14 protein-coding genes and 1 tRNA gene are annotated in these 18,805 nt (G+C 60.5%); 7 read left to right on the top strand and 8 right to left on the bottom strand.

The window, feature by feature from the left end:
* Positions 1–317 precede the first annotated feature (317 nt).
* From V5N47_RS10430 to V5N47_RS10415, 4 genes are all read left to right on the top strand, one after another.
* Positions 318–1,823: an ATPase domain-containing protein gene (locus V5N47_RS10430; protein ID WP_338727351.1), complete on the top strand. Its 1,506-nt coding sequence runs from the start codon at positions 318–320 to the stop codon at positions 1,821–1,823.
* Positions 1,816–3,234 carry an ATP-binding protein gene (locus tag V5N47_RS10425; protein WP_338727350.1) on the top strand — a complete coding sequence of 473 codons (1,419 nt, stop codon included), beginning with the start codon at positions 1,816–1,818 and terminating at the stop codon, positions 3,232–3,234. Before V5N47_RS10430 ends, V5N47_RS10425 begins: the two co-directional genes overlap by 8 nt.
* 115 nt (positions 3,235–3,349) lie before the next feature.
* Positions 3,350–3,643, top strand: a complete 294-nt coding sequence (locus V5N47_RS10420; RefSeq protein ID WP_338727349.1) for a PadR family transcriptional regulator — start codon at positions 3,350–3,352, stop codon at positions 3,641–3,643.
* A gap of 133 nt (positions 3,644–3,776) precedes the next feature.
* Positions 3,777–5,096: a S8 family serine peptidase gene (locus tag V5N47_RS10415; RefSeq protein WP_338727348.1), complete on the top strand. Its 1,320-nt coding sequence runs from the start codon at positions 3,777–3,779 to the stop codon at positions 5,094–5,096.
* A 202-nt stretch (positions 5,097–5,298) separates the two neighbouring features.
* Here V5N47_RS10415 and V5N47_RS10410 read toward each other — a convergent pair.
* Positions 5,299–5,372, bottom strand: a tRNA-Tyr gene (locus tag V5N47_RS10410).
* Between the two features lie 139 nt (positions 5,373–5,511).
* Here V5N47_RS10410 and V5N47_RS10405 point away from each other — a divergent pair.
* The 3 genes from V5N47_RS10405 to ftsZ all read left to right on the top strand — a co-directional run bounded on the left by V5N47_RS10405 (position 5,512) and on the right by ftsZ (position 7,590).
* Positions 5,512–6,033, top strand: a complete 522-nt coding sequence (locus V5N47_RS10405) for a zinc ribbon domain-containing protein (RefSeq protein WP_338727346.1) — start codon at positions 5,512–5,514, stop codon at positions 6,031–6,033.
* Positions 6,034–6,235: 202 nt separating this feature from the next.
* Entirely contained in the window at positions 6,236–6,415 is a 180-nt protein-coding gene (locus tag V5N47_RS10400) for a ribbon-helix-helix domain-containing protein (RefSeq protein ID WP_332898092.1), read from the top strand.
* Positions 6,416–6,417: 2 nt separating this feature from the next.
* A complete protein-coding gene (gene ftsZ, locus V5N47_RS10395; protein WP_338727342.1) occupies positions 6,418–7,590 on the top strand; it encodes a cell division protein FtsZ in 1,173 nt (390 codons plus the stop codon).
* 79 nt (positions 7,591–7,669) lie between these two features.
* Here ftsZ and V5N47_RS10390 read toward each other — a convergent pair whose 3' ends face one another.
* The 7 genes from V5N47_RS10390 to V5N47_RS10360 all read right to left on the bottom strand — a co-directional run bounded on the left by V5N47_RS10390 (position 7,670) and on the right by V5N47_RS10360 (position 18,804).
* On the bottom strand, positions 7,670–9,523 hold the full coding sequence (locus V5N47_RS10390; RefSeq protein ID WP_338727340.1) for an alpha-(1->3)-arabinofuranosyltransferase family protein: 1,854 nt from the start codon (positions 9,521–9,523) through the stop codon (positions 7,670–7,672).
* Positions 9,520–12,309, bottom strand: a complete 2,790-nt coding sequence (locus V5N47_RS10385; protein WP_338727338.1) for a hypothetical protein — start codon at positions 12,307–12,309, stop codon at positions 9,520–9,522. Before V5N47_RS10385 ends, V5N47_RS10390 begins: the two co-directional genes overlap by 4 nt.
* The gene (locus tag V5N47_RS10380; protein ID WP_338727336.1) at positions 12,310–13,806 is read right to left on the bottom strand and encodes an alkaline phosphatase family protein; all 1,497 of its coding nucleotides are present in this window, start codon (positions 13,804–13,806) and stop codon (positions 12,310–12,312) included.
* Positions 13,807–13,986: 180 nt separating this feature from the next.
* Positions 13,987–15,399 (bottom strand): sulfatase-like hydrolase/transferase, encoded by a 1,413-nt coding sequence (locus tag V5N47_RS10375; RefSeq protein ID WP_338727334.1) that lies wholly within the window; start codon positions 15,397–15,399, stop codon positions 13,987–13,989.
* A complete protein-coding gene (locus V5N47_RS10370) occupies positions 15,396–15,614 on the bottom strand; it encodes a hypothetical protein (RefSeq protein ID WP_338727332.1) in 219 nt (72 codons plus the stop codon). Before V5N47_RS10370 ends, V5N47_RS10375 begins: the two co-directional genes overlap by 4 nt.
* On the bottom strand, positions 15,611–17,527 hold the full coding sequence (locus V5N47_RS10365; protein ID WP_338727330.1) for a glycosyltransferase: 1,917 nt from the start codon (positions 17,525–17,527) through the stop codon (positions 15,611–15,613). Before V5N47_RS10365 ends, V5N47_RS10370 begins: the two co-directional genes overlap by 4 nt.
* Positions 17,524–18,804 carry a hypothetical protein gene (locus tag V5N47_RS10360; RefSeq protein ID WP_338727329.1) on the bottom strand — a complete coding sequence of 427 codons (1,281 nt, stop codon included), beginning with the start codon at positions 18,802–18,804 and terminating at the stop codon, positions 17,524–17,526. The genes V5N47_RS10365 and V5N47_RS10360 overlap by 4 nt, the downstream gene beginning before the upstream one ends.
* Position 18,805: the final 1 nt, after the last annotated feature.

The raw sequence follows: 18,805 nt of genomic DNA, 5'->3' as shown, positions 1-18,805 counted from the left end.
GTGGCGAATCATGCTACAAGAGGCGCGTGAGTTTGGCGCGACCTCCAGACAAATAAACCACATGGCACGATAGCAAATGCACAGCAGTGGCCTCGCACGCTGGACACAGAAGCATGCGGAGCTCTGTACTGTACAGTTGACCAGAACATTTTTACGGCCAGACATAATTGATTAATTATAGAATTTTTCTGAGGTGAAAGAACATCTATGGGTTCCATCTGCGACGCGAACGCTGGCGCAATCGGCCACCTCGACGGCCGAAATGAGTGTTCGAACCCGACACCTTTCGCAACCAAGCCGACACCCCTCCGCTAACCATGACGCAAAATTCAGACCCCGGCCCGCAGAAGAACCGCGAGCAACCACCGGAACGCATTTCGACCGGCGTAGAGCGCCTCGATGACATTCTCAACGGCGGGCTCATCACAGAGCGTAGCTATCTCGTCCGCGGTGACCCGGGAACGGGGAAAACAATTCTTGGCCTACACTATCTCACTAAGGGCGTCGAAAACGACGAAACCGCGCTGTTCATCAATTTAGAGGAAACGACCGAAGACATCGCCCAGAACGCAGCCGGGCTTGGCTTCGATGTTGACGGCATCAATTTCCTCGATTTAAGCCCCAACTCAGAGTTCTTCGCAGACGACCAGGGCTACGATATCTTCGAGTCGAGCGAAGTTGAGCGAGATCCGATGGTCAAGGCGATTACAGACCGCGTCGAAGAACTCGACCCAGACCGCGTGTTCGTTGACCCGATTACACAACTTCGCTACCTCTCGACCGACGAGTACCAGTTCCGAAAGCAGGCGCTGTCGTTCATGCGCCTCCTCAGTGAGTACGGTGCAACCGTGCTGTTTACGACACAAGCAACGGAGAACGCACCCGACGAAGACCTCCAGTTCATGAGCGACGGAACCATCGAACTCGGATACACTTCGACCGGACGCAAAATTAGCGTCCCGAAGTTTCGCGGGTCGTCCGTCGAAAATGGGAATCACTCGTTGAAACTGAATGCAGACGGACTCACCGTCTTTCCAGAAATTAGGCCGGATAAGCACAACAAATCGTTCGTCGAAGAGAAGGTTTCGGCAGGAATTCCCGAGGTGGACGAACTGCTCTGTGGCGGGTTGAATCGTGGCACAGTCACCGTGATTAGTGGCCCGACGGGCGTCGGGAAAACAACGACAGGCACACAGTTCATGAAAGAAGCCGCAGGCCGCGGCGAACGGTCGGTCATCTACCTCTTTGAGGAATCAGAAGCCACGTTCAAACAGCGCTCTGAGGCCATTAACACACCCGTCACGAAGATGTGTGAGCGGGGGTCGCTCAAAGTCGAAGAGATAGAGCCACTCAAAGTCTCTCCACAGGAGTTCGCAGAACGCGTCCGCCACGAAGTTGAGGTCGAAGGCACGGACATCGTCATGATCGACGGGGTGGCTGGCTACAAACTCAGCCTCCGGGGCGAAGAAGATGAACTCATCACGCATCTGCACTCGCTCAACAAGTATCTGAAAAATATGGGCGTGACTGTCATCCTCATCGATGAAGTGGCGAACGTCACCGGAGAGTTCCAGGCAACGAACGTCGGCATCAGCTATCTCGCAGATAACATCGTCTTCTTCCGACACCTCGAGTTCAAAGGCGAGATGCGGAAGGTCATCGGCGTGTTGAAAATGCGGACCAGTAACTTCGAGCGGACGCTTCGCGAATTCGAGATTACGAAATACGGAATCACCGTTGGCGACCCACTCACAAACCTGCAGGGGATCCTCAGCGGATCTCCGGAATGGGACACCAGCCCGGGTCACCGGAGCAATGACTGAACAACGAGTGGCGTCTGCAGCCCCCGACGGCATCTCGACGCCGACGCTGTTGTTGCTCGTAGAGAGCGACCGGAATCGAGAACTCCTCACGAACCAGTTTTCAGACGTTGCCGTACAAACGCACGCAGACGACCCGTTCTCCGAGCCGACGTTCGACCTCTGTCTGCTCGACATCCAGTCGTTTCAGCGGTACCGCGAGCAACTCGAAGCAGAAAAAGAGGCGGCTGAGCCGACTTTCCTCCCGTACTTACTGCTCACCGGCACACACTCACCGGACGACCTCTCGTCTGCAATCACGGACACTGTAGACGAGGTGATACAGCGACCAGTAAGCAAAACCGCACTCAACGTTCGTGTCGAAAATCTCCTCGAACGACGCGCGCTTTCGCTCGAACTCACGCGGCAGAAAGATCAGAGCGAACAGCGGTTCAAAACGTTGTTCCACGCCTCACCAGACCCCGTACTCGTCGGCACCGCCGATGGAATCGTGACGGAGGTGAACAGCGCGTTTACCACCACCTTCGATGTCGATGCGTCAACGGTTACCGGCGCGTCGATCTCGACGCTCCAACTCTCTCCCAGTACGGCTGTCGAACAGTTCCACCGGCAGATGACTGGCGATGCGTCAGATACGACGATGGTCGAGTGGGAACTCGAAAACGACACTCGGCTCGTAACGGAGTTGCGCACCGCCAGTATCACCGACCGAGACACGGACGCAGAGCGAATCGGTATCTTCAGAGATATCACCGAGCGAATCGAGAAACAGGAAAATCTCGAACGACAGAACGAGCGGCTCGAAACGTTCGCCGACACGATTGCCCACGACCTGCGAAACCCACTCGCCATCGCCATAGGGCAACTCTCACTCTCCCGGGAGGGTGACACGGCGGAGCATCTCGATTCGGTCGAGCGCGCACACGAGCGAATCAAGCAGTTGATAGACGAGCTTCTCACGCTCGCCAAACAGGGGCGAACCGTACTCGACCCGGACGTGGTAGCGCTTCGACAGGCTGTCGAAACGTCGTGGTCGCACGTCGATTCACACGAGGCGACGCTCACCGTGGATATTGACCCCGTAACGACGGTCTTGGCGGATGAGGGGCGGTTGTATGAGCTGTTCGAGAATCTCTTTCGAAACGCCATCGAACACGGTGGTGAAACGGTGGCAGTCCACGTCGGCACGCTCACGGATGACCGGGGCTTCTACGTCGAAGACGACGGGCCTGGAATCCCACCAGAACGCCGAGCCGAAGTGTTCGAAGCCGGATTCACCGACGCACCAGAAGGTACCGGACTCGGGTTATCAATCGTACAGCAGATTGTTGAGGGGCATGACTGGAATATCTCGATTCGAGAGGGGGCTTCTGCGGGCGCTCGATTCGAAGTCACGGGCATTCAGTCTGCGTAATTTCGCAGCGTCGATACTGCACCATCAGTCGAGTCAGATAGTTGGGAGGATACCTGTCAATGGGACACGTATTCGGCCATTAGGGATAAGAAGGGGTACGTGATACTGTGTGGTAATGCACGACCTGACTGGTTTCCAGCGTGACCTGTTGTACGTGATTGCAGGCAAAGACGAACCGCATGGCCTCGCCATCAAAGAAGAACTCGAATCCTACTACGAAAAGGAGATTCACCACGGGCGACTCTACCCGAACCTCGACACCCTCGTCGACAAGGGCCTCGTCGAAAAGGGCGAACTCGACCGCCGGACGAACTTCTACACCCTCACGCGCCGCGGCCGCCGCGAAATCGAAGCGCGCAAAGAATGGGAACAGCAGTACTTAGACGACGTCCTCAAGGCAACGGCGTAACACCACCTACTTTCCACCCGTTTTTCGGCCGATTGTACCACCGAGCCACAGCTTTTTCAGTTGTATATTAGACTTGATTAAATAATCGAACTTATAGAATAATATATGTTATCATGTGTGAAAGTAAGCCTGTATGGTAAACAATTCTCGTCGTTGTTTTCTCAAAGCGAGTGGCCTTCTCGTGGGTGGGATTGCCGCCAGTCCAATCGTCTCAGCAACTGAAGCAACGGAACGGTACATCGTCGAAACAAAACACCTGAGCGACCAGCAACTCACCGCATCGGCGCTGAGCGTCGTCCACGACCTAGACGACGTTGGCTACGCGGTTGTCTCGGGGACGAAGTCGGCGGTCTCTGCCCTCGGCGTCTCCTTTGCACCTGACCTCATCTACGAACTCGACATTCCTGCGAGCGCTGCCGAAACTTCGGACGAACCCGGCTACGCGATGCAGTGGGACAAACAGGTACAGAACATCCCCGCCGTCCACGACGTGACCCGCGGTGAAGGCACGCGGGTTGCGGTCATTGACTCCGGTGTCTCTGCGACTCACCCCGACCTCCAGCACGCAGTCAACACCGACCTCTCGCGGAACTTCACCGGCGACGGCTACGGCGCAGGCCGTGCGGTCGGTGGCGGCCACGGCACACACGTCGCGGGCATCATCGCCGCGAGCGACCAGAACGACGAAGGCGTGACCGGGAGCGCACCGGCCACCGAAATCATCGACTGTCGCGTGTTCTCGACCGGCCCCTCCGCGAACTTCGGTGACATCCTCGCCGCGCTCGTGTACGCGGGACAGATTGGGTGTGACGCAGCGAACATGAGTCTCGGCGCGTACCCAGTTTCTCGAAGTGCAAACGGGCAGTTCTACGGCAAGGTACTCAATCGAACCACCGCCTACGTGAGCACTCAACTCGACACGCTCATCGTGGCGTCGTCGGGCAACGACGGCGCAGCCCTCCAACACGACGGCAACGCCATCAGCCTGCCAAACGAGGCGGCGCACGTCATGAGCATCAGCGCGACCGGCCCCGTTGGCTACCAGTGGGGTGACGATGGCCTGCGAGAATCGTTTGATTCGCCTGCGTTCTACACCAACTACGGCACGAACGCGGTGGACCTCGGCGCACCCGGCGGCGACGCGGACGTAGACGCCATCGACACCGGTGTTCCGTGGTTTTACGACCTCGTGTACAACACCTACGCCATCCCGACATACGACGAAGCCACGGACTCCTTTCGCTTCGAAAACACCTACTCGTGGCTCGCCGGGACGAGCATGGCCGCCCCGCAGGTCGCCGCGGCCGCCGCACTCGTCAAAAGCGTGAATCCAGACTACTCCGCGAACAAGGTTCGAACCGTGCTCGAACGAACCTCGAGTGTTCCGGAGGGCCACGATAAAGAGTATTATGGTGCGGGCTTCCTCGACCCGCTTGCTGCGGTACTGGACTGAGCAAAAGCCACTCCCCGTTTTTCCCCGTCGTTACGAGATGTCTCTCACGTATCTCGGTCTGTTGGTCGCAGGAGCAGGGTGTCTGCTGGGGATTCAACGGTAGCTGGAATTCGTACTCCCCGATTTGAAAAAGGAGCGACCGCAGGGAGGCTTCAAATCACCCGGGTGCACTTTTCACTGCTCACGTTGTTCGCAGGAAAAGTCCGCTCTCCCCGATTTGAACGGGGGACCAGTCGATCTACAGTCGACTGCTCTACCAGGCTGAGCTAAGAGCGGATACAATACAACGTAGGACGATTGCCCGACTTAAGAATTATTATTCGCACCCGGCAGACGGATGCCGGGCAGACGACAGGCGTCAGACTGGTAGGAAAGTTAATATGCGTGGGAGACAAGCCGTAAGACGATTGGCGAGATGAGCAAAATCACGTTTCGGGCCAACGACGACCTCGTTCGACGCTTAGAGGAGTTCGACTCCTCAAAAAGTGAGGTCATGCGTGAGGCGCTCAGGCAGTACCTCGACGCGAGTCCGCCGCCCGAACCCGAGGCATCGGCCGACAGCCTCGATACACTCGTTGCAGAACGAGTGGATGCGCTCATCTCAAAGCGACTAGATACGCTCATCGACGCCCGCCTTGGCGCGCACAGCCAGCGCGCACAGGACGTAAACGTCACCATCTCGCTCGAAGGCGACGGGGTACGCGCCCGCGAAGAAGTACGTAAGACATCCGAGTCAGCACCCCGTGAGCAGTCCGAAGACGCGTGTGTCCAGTGTGGAGAATCGCTCGATGGCGACCACGTGTACTGTCCAAACTGCGGCGAGAAGGGAACCCATCGCGTGTTCTGTGAGTGCGGCGATGAGGTCCGTTCTGACTGGGCGTTCTGCCCGGGCTGTGGGCGTCGGACGCCGGCGGCTGACGTACTCGACCGGTCGTAAACGAAGACACGCAGAATTTTTGGCAGCGTCTTACAATCGCCAAAACATTTATAACCCTTCAATTTGTGTATACTTCTGCGTAAGACGGTTGTCTTACAGACCGCCGAAATAGGGGTGGAACGGTGCGACCTCTATCGGTTTTGGTGTGTAAGACAAGTATGCGGGTGACCCGCATACGCACATCTTACAAAGGGGATATACCATGGAGCGTGTGACATTACGGATTCCAAAGCAGCAGATCGAGGAAGTTGAGCGAATGGTCGAAACGGGAGAGTTCCCGAATCGCAGTGAAGCCATTCGGTCGGCAGTCCGCGAGATGCTCAACGAACAGACAGAGGGCCGCGAGCCCACGAGCAAAAAGCGCAACTGGGCGAGGGTCTAACAATGCAAGACATCGTTCAGTCGGCACTTGAAAACTCGGAAGCAGAACAGCAAAAGAGAGCCGACGCCTCCTCTACCGGCGACGAATTTGGCGACCCACGAATCGTCATCGTCGGTGCTGGTGGTGCCGGGAACAATACCATCAATCGGCTCTACAACATCGGTGTCGAGGGCGCAGACACAATCGCCATCAACACCGACAAACAACACCTCAAGATGATTGAGGCGGACACCAAAATCCTCGTCGGCAAGTCGCTGACTCAGGGGCTTGGTGCCGGTGGCGACCCATCGATGGGCGAACGCGCAACCGAGATGGCCCAGGGGACCATCAAGGAAGTGCTCGGCGAGGCAGACCTCGTGTTCGTCACGGCAGGCATGGGTGGCGGGACGGGGACCGGTGCGGCACCCGTCGTCGCCAAAATCGCAAAAGAGCAAGGCGCAATCGTCGTCGGCATGGTCTCGACACCGTTCAACGTCGAGCGTGCCCGCACGGTGAAAGCAGAAGAAGGCCTTGAGAAGCTCCGCAACGCCGCGGACTCCATCATCGTCCTCGACAACAACCGCCTGCTCGACTACGTCCCGAACCTCCCAATCGGCAAGGCGTTCTCGGTCATGGACCAGATCATCGCCGAAACCGTGAAGGGCATCTCGGAGACGATTACCCAGCCGTCGCTCATCAACCTTGACTACGCGGACATGACCGCCATCATGAACCAAGGTGGCGTTGCCGTGATGCTCGTTGGTGAGACCCAAGACAAGAACAAAACCGAAGAAGTGGTGCGCGACGCGATGAACCACCCACTGCTCGACGTGGACTACCGCGGGGCGTCGGGTGGCCTCGTCCACATCACTGGCGGCCCAGACCTCACGCTCAAAGAGGCAGAGGGCATCGCCCAGAACATCACCGAGCGCCTCGACGCCTCGGCAAACGTCATCTGGGGCGCGCGCATCCAAGAGGAGTACAAGGGTAAGGTTCGCGTCATGGCCATCATGACCGGCGTCCAGAGTGCGCAGATTCTCGGCCCATCGACGCAGAAACAGGCCAACCGCTCGCGCGCGAAGCTGAACGAAGTTGGTGACGACAACGACGACAACGGCATCAAAACGTTCGGTGCCCAGTCAGACGGCGGGCAGAACGAAGTCGAAAACAACAACGGACTCGACGTCATCCGGTAGACGTCAAATCTCATTCCAAGAACTCCGGTTTTCATTTTCTTTTTTACCACATCCGAGAGCGACCCGCAACGTGACTCTGTTAGAGGGAATTCTCGCGTCGTTTCACCACGAGCAGCGCCGCTGTGACGACGGACACGACGCTTCCGACCAGGAGCGGCCACAGTGGAATCAGCGGGCCAGCTCGAGGTGCCTCCCCGGGAGCGTATGCGTTATTTTTGTACAGCGTAAGCCCCGGTGAAGCGACCGCAACGGAGAAATCCTCGTGGTCTGTGAGCACGTCGTACCGTCGGTAGTCCACCTCGTGGGCGAGGATAACGTACTCGACCCCAACCGCCGCAAGCCGCTCGCCAAGGTCGTCGTCAGGATGTTCGAGGATTGCCGCGACTTCCTCATGGGTTGGGTCGGTCGCCCGCGATCGAACGTCGCCGACTTCGAGATTCTCGGAAGCAATCACCGGTGTTTCGAAGAACAACGGTGCAGGATTTGCGATGCGACGGTCAGTCCACGAAAAGTCCATGTACTGGTGCCACGGGAGAAAGAGCGTCCGCGAACCGTCGGACGCGCCGACGAGATAGTCGTTGGTGGTGTGCCACGATTCAGGGTACGTCGTGGTCTCGACTTGCCCCGAAAAGCCGCCGAACATCGGCGCGGCGTACGCGAGCGGTGTGGCGAGCACCAAACAGATGCACACCACTCGAAGAACGCTGCGACGAGACGGGAGCGTCCAGCGCCGGTGTGAGACATCGGTTTCGTCGTGGCTTCGCCCGCCACCCTCCGAAACGAGTTGTGAGACACCCCGCCCGCCGAGGAATGCGTAGGCGAAACAGAGCAGCCCCACAAATTTTTGGGAATCACGCATGCCGCGAAACAACGGAAGCACGTCAGCGAGCGTCCGAAACAGTGGGTCTGAAAACGACGTGCTCACGCCGAGGCTCAGCACGAAGGCACCGACGCCACAGAGGGCGACCCCGGCCACGAGTGGTTCGTCGCTGGCCGTGACAGCACCGCGAACCGCGAGGTACAGCAACCCACAGAACAGGCCGAACACGAGCCACGACGGCAGCAGTTCGAACGCCGTCAGGTAGCCGCCGCGCCAGAAGCCATAAAGCATCGACACGGAGAGGGGAACGTTTCCGGCAATCGTTCCCCCGGCACTGAAGACGGTGAGGTCGGCCCCCGAGATAGCCGTGAGACGAGTCCCACCAGTCACTCCCGCGGCGAGCGCCGGGAGGAGCCAGTAGGCGTTTACGAGGAATGCACCCGCAGAAAACGTTGCAAATCGTCGGATGGAAGCGAGTATTTCTGCATGACGCCGCCACTCACTCGCGGCGTGCGTGACGAACAGACAGCCGCCAGCCACAGCAACCAGTACGGTTGCGTGTGGGTCGAACACGCTCACGAGCGTTGTCCACCAAACCGCACCGACGAGCGACCGTGGCTGCCCCTCGTCGAGATACTGGGCGAACGAGACGATGGCGAGTGGGACGAACGCGTAGCCGAGCAAGAAGTACCAGTGCCCGGCGAGCAGTCTGACGTACACGTACGGATTGAAGGCGTAGAGCGTCCCCGCGAACAGCGCGGCCACGCGGGGCTGTCCCCGACACGCGCGAACCATGCTCCACCCACACCACACCGGGAGACAGACGAGTATTACCTTCTGGATGAGCCAGTCGGGTGCGACCAGCGCCGCGGCATCGAGCACCGCGAGAAACGGCAGTCGGCCGTAGTACAGCGGCCCCTTGGTCGTCAGACCGAACTGCAAGTAGTCAGCCGTGGGCGCGAAAATCATATCGAGCGTGAGTATGTAACCGGAATCCAACAGCGGGTAGAATACGAGCAGGCTCAACAGGAGAAAATAGCCCACCGCGAGGATGTCGTGGGACACGACGGACGCCAGTCGGACACGGAGAGCCCGGGTATTCGTCTCGCTCATAGACCCAGTCGGTCACCGTTTTCACGCGCGAGCCACCGCTTTCTAAGCGCGTTCGAGACGAGCAGGGACACCACGACGATCCACGCACCGGCCCAAATGCGGACGACCCACGTTCTGAGTTCCCCACCCGTCCAGCGAATTTCGTCGGGCTCTGCGTTCAGGTAGCCGTTTGCCCAGCCATAGGCGCGGAAGTGGTCTGCGTCCGCAGGGCCAACCCACCGTTCGTCGTAGGAGGTGGCCAGCACGGTGACCGAGCGGGTGTCGAACGTGCCAAACATCCAGTAGTCGAGGACGACGCCGTCGGGATGGTCGTACGTGACCGCCGTTGCGCCGTCTGGAACCACGGTTTCTACATCGTCTTCTGAGAGAAGGACGCCCGCGCCTTGACGATACGATTCGTTGTAAACGAGTTGCTCGTCGAGAATCGTCTCTGCGTCTCGAATGACCACATCGGCACCGACAGCGTCGGCTTCTGACTTGTTCAGGTTGACGGCGACGGCTGTGCCGAGCGTTTGATTGTCGTCGTAGCCATCAACGACGACGCCGGGGATGTCCCCGCCGTTCGTCGTAAACCCGGTTTGTCGCGGGTAGCTCGCGCGTTCGAGCGAGACGGAGTCGATACGCACGCGCGACGAGTCGGGACGAATGCGTACCGAGAGGGTGTCACCCTGTGCGAGCACGGTCGTCGCGGATTCATTGAGCAGGTGGCTCTCGCGGGCGACGAGGTTGTCCTGTGACTTACTGCCGTTGTACCAGTAGAGGAAAACCGTCGCGTTCCCGGCTCCGGAGACGGCGAGTTCGTAGGGCTGGTCGGCTTCCACCGTGGTCGATTGGGCGAGCGGGTAGGCATCGCCCGACTCGGTCACCATCTCGACTGCGTGGTCGCCCTCGTCAGTTTCGATGACGCGCGACTGCGTGCCGTTCTCCCCAGACCACACCCACCAGCCGTCGAGGTCGTCGTCGAACCCGCCGTTTGTGATGCGGTTTTCGCCGTACGTTTCGACGGTTCCACGCGAATTCGGGTAGTAGAGGCGGTGGAGGCCGTCGTACTCCTCGAAGCGCGACACATCGCGCGCGCCTTCGACGCGGTACACGGTGTAGTCGCCCGTCTCGAAGGCCTCCTCGTAGCCGTCGCTTTCTGCGAGTCGGTCATCGTAGTTCTCACTGCTCCCCCAGAGCCACGGCGCACCCCAGCGTTCGACGACGCGCGGCTGGCCGTTGTCGATGTCGCCCGGCGGGTCGGACTCGACGACGACGTACTTCACGCCCTGTTTGGCGAGCTGTGGACGGACGGCTTCGGGGTCACGGGCGAACTTCTCGAATAGCGTTGTGACGTATCCGGCGTTCTGAATCCCCTGTGCGATGCCGCCGCTTTTGAGGCCGACGTGGGCGGGGTACGTGTGGCGCAGGCGAAGTTGTGAGGTGTAGCCGTAGGGCACCCACATCACGGTTCCGTCGAGTCTGTCTGCGAGTTCGGCCTGTTCGTCGGGGACGTAGTAATCGTCGCCGCGAACGTCTTGGAGGCCGAGCGCGCCCGCAGCGGGTGCGGCGTAGGCGACCAGCGAAAGTAAGACGATGCCGAGGACGACGGCGTTCGCCCGCGAAGGCGTCCCGCCGTCGGTGAGCACAGGTCGCGTCGATTTTGAGGGGGTTGCGAGCGGATGTGGTTCCGCGCGTGGGCCGACGAGCACCGTGTCCAAGCCAGCGCCGAACAGGAGGCTCATGCAGATGGTGAGCGGGTACTGGAGTTTCACAGGATTTCTGAGCGACCACATCGGTGGGAACACCTCGAACAGCGGCGTCGTGACGCCGTACTTCGTGAGCACCATGAACGAGACGATGAGCGACGCGATGGCGTAATACACCGTCAGTCGGCGCTGGCGGATGGCGAGCAGCGCGATACCGGGGATGACCAACCCAATCAACATCGCGGGGTCGTCGTTGTAGCCGAGTTGGTTCATCGCCATCACGCCGTGATTCCCCGCGAGGCGGACAACGGCGAGGACGCTCGCCTCGGTGTAGTTCCACATGAACGTGCTTTCGAGGACGCTTTGGCCGGAGTCGAAGCCGAGCGCGCGCTGGAGCATGTGGTGGACGCTCGGGAGCGAGAGAATCACGCCGAGTGCGCCGGACATGCAGAGTTTGAGAAGAGTGCGCGGCGACCACCGTGCGCGGTAAACCAGATACGTCGCGAACGGTGCAACCATCCAGAAACCGAGCCACGGGCTGACCGTCGTCGCGCCGAACACCGCGCCCGCTTTGAGCGTCGCATCCCACGAGTCGGTGTCCACGATGGCGTACAGGTAGTACAACAACAGCGGAAGGAACGCGAAACCGATGAGCGCGGCGACCCCGCCGTTTACGAACTCACCGATGGTGAGTGGGTTGATTGCGTAAACGAACGCGGCGAGGTGCAGGGCGGGAATCGACTCGACGAACCGTTTCCCGAAGACGAGGAACGTGAGGTAACCCACCGGAATGAACGCGAGAAACAGCAGGTTCTGTGCGAGGACGCCACCGACGGCGGTTATCGCCCCGAGATACGCGGGCAGGACGTGGTAGATGTACGAGTAACCAAGCCCCTGATTGACCCAGACAGTGGTGAACTTAGTGAGTCCGTCCGTGCCGTAGAACGGCGCGAAATCCCCGAACGTGTACAGGTTCCCGATGGTGATGCCACGGAGGAGCAGTCCGTAGATGACGAGGAAACCGAGGAAACACAGGGCGTGTTGTAGTCGGCTGTCATCGAGGCTGCGCGGGAGTGAAATCGGGCTGTCGGGCGTCATCTACAGATATCCGAGGTCTTTGAGTTTCTGCTCTACGTGGGCATCGTGTTCGACCACCCGCTCGACGTTACGATCGACCGGAACGTCCCGCCGTTGGGCGTTATTCCCGAGCAAGCCGAGACTCTCACCGCGCATCCCTGTGGGGATGTCGATGCCGAAGCCGTCGAGAATCGTCGGGGCGATGTCGTAGAGCCGCGGCGAGTCGAACGACACGTCTTCGACGTCCGGCCCGCGTGCGGTGAGGATACCATTACGGCGGTGGTGGGCCGTCTTGTGATGTCGCCAGTTGCCGTCGTACTCGAACAGCACGCCCGGTTTCACGATGTCGCTGATGCCGTAGTCGGTGTGTTTGATGACGAGGTCGGGCACGCGCACGTCCGCATCGGGGTAGATGTTTTCACCGTAATACACTTCCTCGATGACGCGCTCGCCGTCTCTGTCGGTGACTTCGAGCAACTTACTCCGGATTTCGTCTGCAATCTGCTTGTTGCGCGTGTAGATGAGTGGCGCGAGGGCAACGGCGTCTGCCTCCCAGTCGATTTTATCCTGTAACCCCTCCAGCTTGCGGTTGCCGGGCATCTGCCGGGCGACTTTCCGCAGGAAGCTCTCGGGGAGTACGTCAAGAACGAACCCGGAGAGGCGAAGCTTTTGCATGAGCGCGAGCGCGCGGTCGTAATCGAGTCCGACCACGCCAAAGAGGTCGCCGAGGTCGAAGCCCGAGTCGTCGATGTGGATGTAGCCCTGTTCTTCGAGCCACGTGTTGAGGTAAAAACGCCCCTTGGTGTAGCCAAACCCGTGGTCCGACATGAGTACCACGTTCCACTCCTCGTCGAGTTGGTCGAGGAACCACGCAAGTTTCGCGTCCACTTCCTCCCAGAACGCCTTTGCGACGGGCGAGTCCCACTCCGTGTGCTGGACCGTGTCGGTCAGGTACAGCGTCGTGTGGATGAAGTCAGTTTTTTCGGTGAAGCCAAGTGCCGTCTGAAGCTTTTTCTCGACCGACGCGACCGCCCCGTCGATGTCGTCGGGGTCGCGCGAGAGATAGTACTCGGGAAGAATCGTGTACTCGTTGCGATTCAGCGTGCGTTCGAGAGTGGCTGGCTGGGTGTACTCTTCCTGTTTCCCCGAGAATGGGCCGCTTATCATCCAGCCGTCTACGTCCCGCGGTGGGTACGTCGTTGGCATGTTGATGACGGCGCTCTGGTGGCCGTGTTCACCGAGGTAATCCCAAATTTCGCGCGTCGTGAACGACTCGTTCGTGACCGTCTTGAACTGCTGGTCTTCGAAGTCGGGTTCGACGAAGGTGAACACGCCGAGGTCGCCCGGATTCATCCCCGTGGAGTACACCTTCCACGCGGGCATCGACAGCGGTGGGATACAGCTGTCGAGTTCCGTCCGTCGCTCGTCTGCGAACGATTTGATGGTCGGCAGGTCGTCAAGCCACGGGTCGAGGAGGTCCCACGTGGCTCCGTCAAGCCCGATGACGCAGACCTTCATGGCGTTACCCCGACGGTGGTGACTGCGCTTTCTTGCGATGCTAAGTCGGTGGTAGTGTCGATGAGAGTCATTGGAATCAACTGCAGTGGAGGAGCGAGGACAGCGGTTGCTGTCTGCGCGGACGAATCACGGGAGGAGAGGCTGGGTTGGAACGCAATTGGAGTATCTCGGATTTCGCGGTCAGACATACCCGAGGTCCTCCAAACGCTGTTGGGCCATTCCTGAGACGCGAACGTCGGCGTGTTCGCCGTTTGGCCACGCAGGGAGTGCCTCGGTAAGCCGACGCTCGACGGCTTCGGGGAGCGTCGTTGGCTCCGCTGCTGGCAGGTCGAAGCCGACCGACTGGTCGTCGCCTTTCGAGACGACGAGTTTCCAGCCGTCGAAGTAGGCCGCCTTCTTTTCGTGACCGTATCGCGCGCTTTCGACGAGCGTGACGCGGTCTGTCGGGACGCCAGAAACGAGCGATGTACCGGTCGGTTCGAGGGCGTCGCCCAACCCCACACTGTCGAGCAACGAGGGCGCGAGGTCGATGAGCGACGGCGTCCCGCCGTCGGCAGGCGCGAGATCAAGTCCATCGACCGCGAGGGGGACGCGCGTCAGCGACTCGTAGGGCGTGCCGCCGTGGTCGACGCAGTAGGCGGGCCGCGAGTCGGCGAAGTGAGCCGCGTCGAATTCGGTGTGTTCCCAGAACGCCTCGCCGTGGTCGCCGGTGACGACGAGCGCAACGTCGCCATCGAGACGCTCGTTCAGGTTGTAGGAGAGTCGGCCGAGTTCGTCATCGACGAAGGCGAGGGCGGCGCGGTAGAGCTGTTTCCGATTTGCTCTGTAGCGCCGACCGTCGGGGCCAACATCGGCCGCCTCGGTGTAGTCCCACGTCTTGATGTCTGGAATCGACGCATCGACTTCGTAGCGCCCCCAGTAAGGTGCGGGTGGGTCGACCGGTTCGTGAAGGTCTGCGAGGTGGAGGTACGAAAATGTCTTCCCAGTTTGAGCGTCAGCCCAGTCGAGATAATCGTCTACGAGCGTGTCGGCGGGCGCGTCGTCGTAGAGCGAGTGGGTGGCGAATCGCCCGCCGATGGCGAAAAACGGCATGTGAAACGCGAAGCCACCGTAGGTTTCGTAGCCTGCACTCCCGAACACGTCGGGGAGCGTCTCGCGGTCGGCGGGGAGTTTCGGCGGGATGACGAGGTCGGTTGCGCCGGTGTCCGACTCGTCGGACTGGCGAACCGACCCGTGTTCGTGGGGATACTCGCCAGTTACGAGCGAGGTGACCGCGGGAAACGTCCACGGAGCGGGCGTGACGAGGTCACCCCACAACCGCTCTGCGAGAAACGCGCTATCCTCTGCGGTCACGGCGTCAGCTCGGAGTGCATCTACCACGACGCAGACAATGTGGTCTGGGGCGTCGTCGCTGGGCGACCGTGTGGGAAGCGCCTGCTGTCGTGTTCTGTACGCCCGATTTCCCTTCGCTTTCAGCATGCGGTTGTACGGGCCGACGAGTCGCCGTTTGAGAGCATCGGGCATCGACTCCATGAGCCGTCGTTTTGCCGCATCCACGCCACTCGAAATGAGGGGTGCGTCCTCGCCCGTCATTCTCCATCTCCGAAGATACACACCGCCGGGGTGGCGCAGTCGTCACAGACGACGGCGTCGTACCCCTTGTACGTCGAGTGGTCAAGGGAGCCGTCGCACGCGGGGTGGGGACACGGTTCCGTGTCGAGTTCCGTGAGGACGGAAGTCTGTTCGATGGACTCAGTTGTCATCTGCTGGTCGTCCGCCGTGGTCTGGTCAACGGTGAGTTCTGTCATGGCAGCACACGCTCCTCGATGATTTCGACCATCCGGTCTGCGGTATCACCGATGGTGTAGGCGTTTGCGGCCTCCGCGTTCTGTTGGGCCATCTCGTGGAGACGGTCAGGATTGGTCCACAGCGAACGGAGTTTCCCAGCCAACGCTGAGGCGTCACCTGGCGGGACGAACTCTGCGGCTCCACCGGTTTCGACGGTCGAGGTGCGCATCCCGCCAACGTCGTAGCTCACGACCGGCGTACCGTAGGTTTTGGCGAGTTGGAACACGCCACTCACGCCCGTACACGTCCGATACGGCATGATGACGACCGACGACTGCTGCCAGACGGCGTCCATCTCGTCGTCCTCGACATAGCCATGGAAGTGGACGCCCGGCCGGTCGCCGTACGCGTTTTCGAGGTCTTGGCGGTGGGTGGGGAAACCGGGATGTGAGTCACCCGCGATGTAGAGTTCTGCGTCCGGGATAGCCGCACGAACGTCCTCGAACGCCTCGACCACCGTCTCGATGTCTTTCGTCGGACTGAGGTGGCCAAACACCATGATACGGAACGGGTCGGGTATCTGTTGGACACCACCGTCCGCGCACGCGAACGTGCCGTGAGGGACGTGGAAAACGTCTTTCGAGTAGTAGCGGTCGGTGAGGATGTCGAGGTACTCTTTCGAGGTGACGGTCGATGCGTCCCCGAGCAAGAGCAGTTGGGTCGCTGCCCGCGCACCGACCTGTTCTACGAGGCCGATGTTCTCGTCTATCATCTCCTCTTCGACGACTTCGAGTAGGTCGTGCATCGTCGTGATGACGTTCATGCCGTAGACGCGGCTGAGCAACGGCGGCAACACGAGACCGATGAACCGGTGGACGTTCTCGTTGCCGAAGTAGGTCATGTGGATGTTGAAGTGCACCACGTCGTAGTCGCCCGCGACGAGTTCTTCGAGCAACGCACTCGCGCCGTCGAACGAGTCGCGATCCCAAACCCGACGTACTTCGTAGCCCCGGCGGAACTCGACGGGAGGTGCGGTGTCCATTCGCCGGGCGAGTACCGTCACGTCGAGGTCGTCGCGCTGGCCGTACGCTCTCGCAAGTTCCTCACCGTACTCAGCGAGGTGGCCGCGATTCGGCGGATGCGACGTGATGAGCGCGACCGACAGTTTGTCGTCGCGGTCGGCGGTGGGAATCGGCCCGCGAAGTGAGCGGCGAATCCGGAACAACGACCGGAGCATATCGGGGGCGTCGCGGGTGGGTGAGACGCTACTGTCGCCGGGGTCGTCCCACTCGATTGCGACCTCACTCACCTCGTAGCCGTGACGGTGGACGCGGGCGACGAATTCGGTGTCGAAAGCGAAGCCCTCCTCGTTCATCCGCGGCGAAACCTGCTCCCAGACCTCCGCGCGGAACGCTTTCGCGCCACACTGGAGGTCTTCTATTTGCACCCGCGTCATGTGGCGTGCGAGCGAGCGGTAGCCCTTTGCGAGCCACTGGCGGGCGGGTGTCTGTGAGAGACGACAGCTCCCTTCGAGGTCGCGTGAACCGACCGTCACCGCGGCAGTGTGTGATTCGACCACCGAGTAGAGCCGGTCGAGTTCAGCGACGGGAATCGCGCGGTCTGCATCAACGTATCCGAGGACGTCGCCCGTAGCGACGTCGAGTCCGTCGCTGAGTGCGCCCCCTTTTCCACGGCGAGCGTCGCTCAGCGAGACGGCGGTTCTGCCGTCCTCTGCGAGCGTCGAGAGTCGTGCTTCGAGGTTAGGTGTCGGGTCGTCTGCACAGACGACGACCTCGTCCCATCCGGCGTCGTACAGGTCAGAGACGAGCGCAGACACCGTCTCCGGGTGTTCGCCGTAGACGGGAACGACGACCGAGCGGGTTTGGTTTGCGGACGATGCTGGGGTTCTGGAAGTGGAATCGGTTTTACTCATGAGTACACCTCAAACAGGCCGAGTGCGAACAGGCCCACATTCACGACAAAGAGAATCTGGACGAACTGGAGCAACGAGCCGTGAAACACCCACATCAGGGCGATTTCCACGAGCGAGCCAGCCGTAAACAGGTAGACAAACCGGTTCTGGTCGAGCGCGAGTTGGAAGTTAAGCGTCACACTCGACAGCGAGAATGCAAAGACTGCAACCCCGTACCACGGGAGTACAGCGGCTGCATCGGCGTAGGGCATCCCGTAGAACGCGGTCAGTACGAAGTGGGGAAACAGCGCAAACAGCGCGGCTCCGGCCCCCGCGATGACGGCCGTGTAAAACAACGCGCGCGTGAGGAGGGCCCGGCGCTCGCCGCTCGTCTGCTGGCCCGACACTTTGGGGAACAGCGCCGTGCTGATGCCCATCGGGAGGAAGATGAGGATTTTCCCGAGCACCGAGGCGGCGGCGTACAATCCGGCGGTATGGCTCGGGAAGAAGTGCTTGACGAGGATGACGTCGACCGTGGTCGGCACGGTCAGGCAGAATCCGGCGAGCACGGCCGGAAGGGTGTATTTGTAGGCCCGAGTGTACTCGAACTCGAATGACGTTCTCTCGTTGCCGAGGGTTCTGAAAACGTGCGCCGTAGAGAGCCCGAACAGGAGAACAGAGGAGATGACGAGCGCACCGAACGCGCCGGACACGCCGTAGCCGAGGGTGACGAGGCCGACGCCGAAGGCGAGTTTCACCCCGGCGAGCAGTACCTTGTAGCCGCCGAGCGTCGGAAACCACTGGAGTCCCTGGAAGGTTCCGAAGTTCGCCGTGAGCGCGAGGCCAAACGGCGCGGTTCCCGCGATGGCGATGAGCAACAGCGGCGTCGAGACGCCGAGGAAGTCACCGAGTAGCGGTGTGCTCAGGGCGAGCACCACGAAGACGACGCAACTGAACATCAGCGATTTGCGGAGAAACCCACGGTGGAACGCACCGAGCGCCGCCCGGTCTGTTGAGAGTTCGGCGCTAAAGCGCGTCGCGCTGAAGCGGATGCCTCGTCCGAGGACGTTCACGAGATAGAACAGCGCGAACAGCGCGCCGAACACGCCGTACTGTTCGGGGCCGAGTGCCCGGCCCATAAACACCTGATAGGCGTAATTGAGCGCCCCACTCGCAGCGGTTGCGACGGCCATCACGCTGCCGTGGTGGAGTAAGTCATCGCTAAGGACGTACTGTCTGAGGGTGGCGACCGGCTCGGTTGCGAACTGTCGAGCCGTGAAACTGTTGTCTGGGCCCATG

This window comes from Haladaptatus sp. DJG-WS-42 (genome assembly GCF_037198285.1).
In the GTDB taxonomy this organism is placed as follows: Archaea; Halobacteriota; Halobacteria; order Halobacteriales; family Halococcaceae; genus QDMS2.
This window is presented reverse-complemented; position numbering and strand designations above follow the sequence as displayed.